The sequence below is a fragment of the Burkholderia sp. Ac-20392 genome (genome assembly GCF_017104585.1).
Classification (GTDB): domain Bacteria; phylum Pseudomonadota; class Gammaproteobacteria; order Burkholderiales; family Burkholderiaceae; genus Burkholderia; species Burkholderia lata.
Map to the genome: position 1 here is coordinate 1 of NZ_JAAGPB010000552.1, position 4913 is coordinate 4913.

Consider the following 4913-nt stretch of genomic DNA (forward strand, 5'->3'; position numbering starts at 1 on the left):
CGTTGCAGCGGCGCGCCGTTGCGCTGCGTCGCGCCCCAGCCGCCGTAGCCGCCGTACTCACGCACCGGCGACCAGTCGGGCATCGCGGGCGGAATCGGCGCATCGTGCGACGCGAACGGCCCCGCGCCCCACACGATCCGGCCGCCGACCACCGTCAGCAATGCAGTCGTATCGACGATATCGTCCTCCGCACACGTGAAGAAATCGCGATCCGGGACCATCAGGTCGGCGAGCTGGCCGACCGCGATGCGCCCTTTCTTCCCCTCTTCGTTCGAGAACCACGTCACGTACTCGGTCCACATGCGCAGCGCGGTCTCGCGATCGAGCAGGTTGCGCTGCGGATACATCCGCAGGCCGCCGACCGTCTTGCCCGTCACGAGCCACGCGAGCGACACCCACGGGTTGTACGACGCCACGCGCGTCGCGTCGGTGCCGGCCGACACCTTGATCCCCTTGTCGAGCATCTTCGCGACGGGCGGCGTCGCCTCCGCGGCCTGCGCGCCATAGCGCTCGACGAAGTACTCGCCCTGGTACGCCATCCGGTGCTGCACTGCAATGCCGCCGCCGAGCGCGGCGATCCGGTCCATCGATTTCTCTGAGACCGTTTCCGCATGATCGAAGAACCAGTTCAGCCCGTCGAGCGGAATATCGCGGTTCACCTTCTCGAACACGTCGAGCGCACGGCTGATCGTTTCGTCGTAGGTCGCATGCATGCGCCACGGCCAGCGGTTCTGCGCGAGCACGCGCACGACGCCTTCGAGATCGTCCTCCATCTGCGCCGGCAGGTCCGGGCGCGCGACGCGGAAATCCTCGAAATCGGCCGCCGAAAACACCAGCATCTCGCCCGCGCCGTTGTGGCGGAAGTAGTCGGTGCCGTCGTGATACTTGACGCTCTTCGTCCAGTTCACGAAGTCTTCCTTCTCCGCGTTCGGCTTCTGCGTGAACAGGTTGTACGCGATCCGCACCGTCATCTCGCCCGCGTCGTGCAGCTTGCGGATCACTTCGTAATCGTCGGGATAATTCTGCGACCCGCCGCCTGCGTCGATCACGCCCGTCACGCCAAGACGATTGAGTTCGCGCATGAAGTGGCGCGTCGAGTTGTACTGATAGTCGAACGGCAGCTTCGGGCCTTTCGCGAGCGTCGCGTAAAGGATCGTCGCGTTCGGGTTCGCGAGCAGCAGCCCGGTCGGGTTGCCCGCTGCGTCGCGCAGGATCGTGCCGCCCGGCGGCTCCGGCGTGTCCTTCGTGTAGCCGACCACCCGCAGGGCGGCCGCATTCAGCAGCGCGCGGTCGTACAGATGCAGGATGAACACCGGCGTATCGGGTGCGACGGCATTGAGTTCGTCGATCGTCGGCAGGCGCTTCTCCACGAACTGGTGTTCGGTGAAGCCGCCAACCACGCGCACCCATTGCGGCGCAGGCGTGATCGCGACCTGGTGCTTCAGCATCTCCATCGCGACCGCGAGCGAACGCACACCATCCCAGCGCAGCTCGAGGTTGTAGTTCAGGCCGCCGCGAATCACGTGCGTGTGGTTGTCGATCAGGCCCGGCAGCACGCTGCGGCAATCGAGATCGACGACCTTCGTCGCGCGGCCCGCGAGCGGCACGATGTCCGCGTCGGCGCCGACCGCGACGAAGCGGCCGTCCTTGATCGCCACGGCGGTGGCGACGGGGTTCGCACGATCGAGCGTCGTGATGCGCCCGTTGTGCAGGATGAGATCGGGTTGAGTAGCGGTTGCGCTCATGAAGTGTCCTCGATGCGGTCAGAAGCCGAGCCAGTGACGGACCGGCGCGATGGCCTGGGCGCCGATCAGCATGCCGGCCAGGCCGACCAGCGCGATCAGCGGCGGTGCCGGCGAACGCACCTTGATCACGCTGTACACGACGCCGATCAACACGCCGGCGCCCAACGAAAGTAGATAAGATTCCATAACGATTTTTCTCCCGGCCGGATTAGAATCACCTGCATCGCACGCCCGCTTTCGCGGTGCGCTGCATCCGTTCCGCTTCCCTGCCATTCATCCCGACCATGCAACACCTTCCTGATCTCGAAGCCTGGGCCATCTTTGCGCGCGTCGCGGAGACCGGTTCGTTCGCGAAAGCCGCCGACCTGCTCGGCGTCTCGCAGCCGACCGTGTCGAAGGCGATTGCGCGCCTCGAAAAACGCCTCGGCGCGATGCTGCTGTACCGCACGTCGCGCAAGCTGTCGCTCACGCCGACCGGCGAACTGCTGCGCGACCGCGCGATCCGCCTGCTCGCCGATGCCGAGCTGATCGAAAGCGAAGCGTCCGCGCAGGCGCTCGAACCGCACGGCCTCGTGCGCGTGAATGCGCCGATGTCGTTCGGGCTGCGCCATCTGTCGCCGGTGCTGCCCGCGTTTCTCGAACGCTATCCGCGCGTCGACATCGACCTCGTGCTCACCGATCACATCGTCGACATCGTGTCCGGCGGCTTCGACGTCGCGATCCGCATCGCCGAGCTGAGCGATTCGTCGCTGCGCTCGCGCCGGCTCTGCGCGGTGCGCCGGCCGCTCGTCGCGTCGCCCGCGTACCTCGACCGGCGTGGCCGCCCCACCCACCCGCGCGACATCGAACAGCACGTGTGCCTCACCTACACGAACCTGCCGACGCCCGAGCACTGGCGCTTCCGCCAACCGGCATCGGGCGACGAAGTCGGCGTATCCGTGCACGGCCGCATTCGCACCAACAACGCGGACGTGATCGTCCCCGCGCTCATCGCCGGTCACGGCCTCGCCCTGCAGCCCGAGTTCCTGGTGTGGGAAGCGATGCAGAGCGGCGAGCTGGAGGAAGTGATGTCGGACTGGAAGATCGCCGACATCAACGTCAACCTCGTCACGCCGCCCGGCATGCTGCGCGCCGCGCGCGTGACGGTGCTGCTCGACTTCCTCGCGGAGCACTTCGCGCACGCGCCGTGGGCGCTGCCCGCAACCTGAACACGCAACGGCCGGCGCCAGCGGATCGCCGCGGCCGGCCGTTGCCACGATCGCGGCCGGGGTCCGTTACTTCGCCGGTACCGCCGCGATCGACTCGTGCGGCGTCGCGGTGCGTTGCGCGGCCTTGTGAACCATCGTGTACGCGTAGTCGACACCCATCCCGTACGCACCCGAGTGCTCCTTCGCGATCGCCATCACGGCGTCGTAGCTGTCGCGGCGCGCCCAGTCGCGCTGCCATTCGAGCAGGACCTGCTGCCACGTGACGGGCACGACACCGGCCTGCACCATCCGCTGCATCGCGAAGTCGTGCGCGGCCTGCGACGTGCCGCCCGATGCGTCGGCCACCATGTAGATCTCGTAGTCGCCTTCGAGCATCGCGCACAGCGCGAACGTCGTATTGCAGACTTCCGTCCAGAGACCCGACACGACGACCTTCTTGCGGCCGTTCGCGGCGAGCGCGTCGCGCACCTTCTGGTCGTCCCACGAGTTCATCGACGTGCGTTCGAGCGTCTTCTGGTTCGGGAACACGTCGAGCAGCTCGGGGAAGGTATGGCCGGAGAAGGCCTCGGTCTCGACCGTCGTGATCGTGGTCGGCACGTCGAACGCCTTCGCCGCCTTCGCGAGCCCGACGACGTTGTTCTTCAGCGTCTGGCGATCGATCGACTGCACGCCGAACGCCATTTGCGGCTGCTGGTCGATGAAGATCAGCTGGCTGTTCTGCGGAGTCAGTACTTCAAGTTTCGGATTGCTCATGGCGCAAGGTGTCCTGTGAACGAAAAAAGGGGGGCCTGCCTCGACCGTGAAAGCGGGAGGAGCCAGAGGTACGTCGGCGCCGGACATTCATCCGGGCCCAAATATTTAAGCCGCAAACGCGCGGCGCGAACACCCAAGAAACGGAATCGATCCGATTCCTGAATCGAGGCCTGTTCGGGGCTGCCCGCCCTTTTTTTCTTCACGCAAACCCGATACGCTTTCAAGACCTTGACGGCGTGCACCGCGCCGCTCGTCTGCCATCACGGGACGCCCGCCATGAAACCGTATTTCCTGTCGCTGCTTGCCGGCATCCTCGCCGGCGTCATCTACGGCGCGCTCGGCGTGAACTCGCCGGCCCCGCCGATCATCGCGCTTACCGGCCTGCTCGGCATGCTGGCCGGCGAACAGATCCTGCCCGTCGCGCGCCGGATGCTTTCCGGACACCGGCTGAACACCGCATGGCGCGATGCACAATGCAGCCAGCACATGTTCGGCGCGCTGCCCGGTGGCACCCCGAACGACCGCAAGCCGTCGTGACGCAACCGTTCGCCGCCGGCCACGCATGACCAACGTCGAGCTGTTTCATTACCTGCTGTTGTTGATCTGCGGGGCGGGCGCACTCACGTGGCTCGCCGAGCGGATTTCGATTCCGCCAGCCGTCGTGCTGCTGCTCGGCGGCTGCGTGGTCGCGGTCGCCGGCAAGCGCGTGCCCGACATGGACCCGGCGCTGCTGCTCGCGGCCGTGCTGCCGCCGCTGCTGATGTCGAGCGGGTTCTACACCGCGTGGAAGGAATTCCGCCAGGAGCTTGCGTCGATCGCATCGCTCGCGCTCGGCGCGGTGGTGTTCACGACCGTCGCGGTCGCGCTCGCCGTGCATGCCGTGAACCCGGCGCTGCCGTGGGCCGCCTGCTTCACGCTCGGCGCGATCGTGTCGCCGCCGGACGCGGTCGCCGCGAAAGCGATCCTGCAGCGCCACCCGCTGCCCGCGCGGCTCGTCGCGGTGCTCGAAGGCGAAAGTCTCGTCAACGATGCGTCGGGCCTGCTGCTGTACCAGATGGCCGTGTCGGCCGCGCTCGCCGTGTCGATCACGGCCGCGAGCGCCACCGGGCTGTTCTTCTCGCTCACGCTGATCGGCATCGCGGTTGGCCTTGCATGCGGCCATGCGATGAGCTGGGTGCTGCCGCGCCTGCGCGACCCGATGCTCGGC

At 67.0% G+C, this 4913-nt stretch carries 6 protein-coding genes; 3 read left to right on the forward strand and 3 right to left on the reverse strand.

Going from position 1 to position 4913, the window contains the following annotated elements:
• The coding region (locus G3N99_RS34285; protein ID WP_206124586.1) for an amidohydrolase at positions 1–1745 on the reverse strand (1745 nt) is incomplete at its 3' end.
• 18 nt (positions 1746–1763) lie between these two features.
• Entirely contained in the window at positions 1764–1931 is a 168-nt protein-coding gene (locus G3N99_RS34290; protein WP_043182444.1) for a DUF1427 family protein, read from the reverse strand.
• Positions 1932–2029: 98 nt separating this feature from the next.
• Here G3N99_RS34290 and G3N99_RS34295 point away from each other — a divergent pair, with 98 nt between their 5' ends.
• Positions 2030–2953, forward strand: coding sequence for a LysR family transcriptional regulator (locus G3N99_RS34295; RefSeq protein ID WP_174945961.1), 924 nt, complete (start codon positions 2030–2032; stop codon positions 2951–2953).
• Between the two features lie 66 nt (positions 2954–3019).
• Here the strand turns inward: G3N99_RS34295 and G3N99_RS34300 are convergent, their stop codons facing one another.
• Positions 3020–3706, reverse strand: a complete 687-nt coding sequence (locus G3N99_RS34300; protein WP_206124587.1) for a hydrolase — start codon at positions 3704–3706, stop codon at positions 3020–3022.
• Positions 3707–3982: 276 nt separating this feature from the next.
• On the opposite strand from G3N99_RS34300, the gene G3N99_RS34305 reads away from it, so the two are divergent.
• Positions 3983–4243 carry a XapX domain-containing protein gene (locus G3N99_RS34305; RefSeq protein WP_041493055.1) on the forward strand — a complete coding sequence of 87 codons (261 nt, stop codon included), beginning with the start codon at positions 3983–3985 and terminating at the stop codon, positions 4241–4243.
• Between the two features lie 25 nt (positions 4244–4268).
• The coding region (locus tag G3N99_RS34310; protein WP_206124588.1) for a cation:proton antiporter at positions 4269–4913 on the forward strand (645 nt) is incomplete at its 3' end.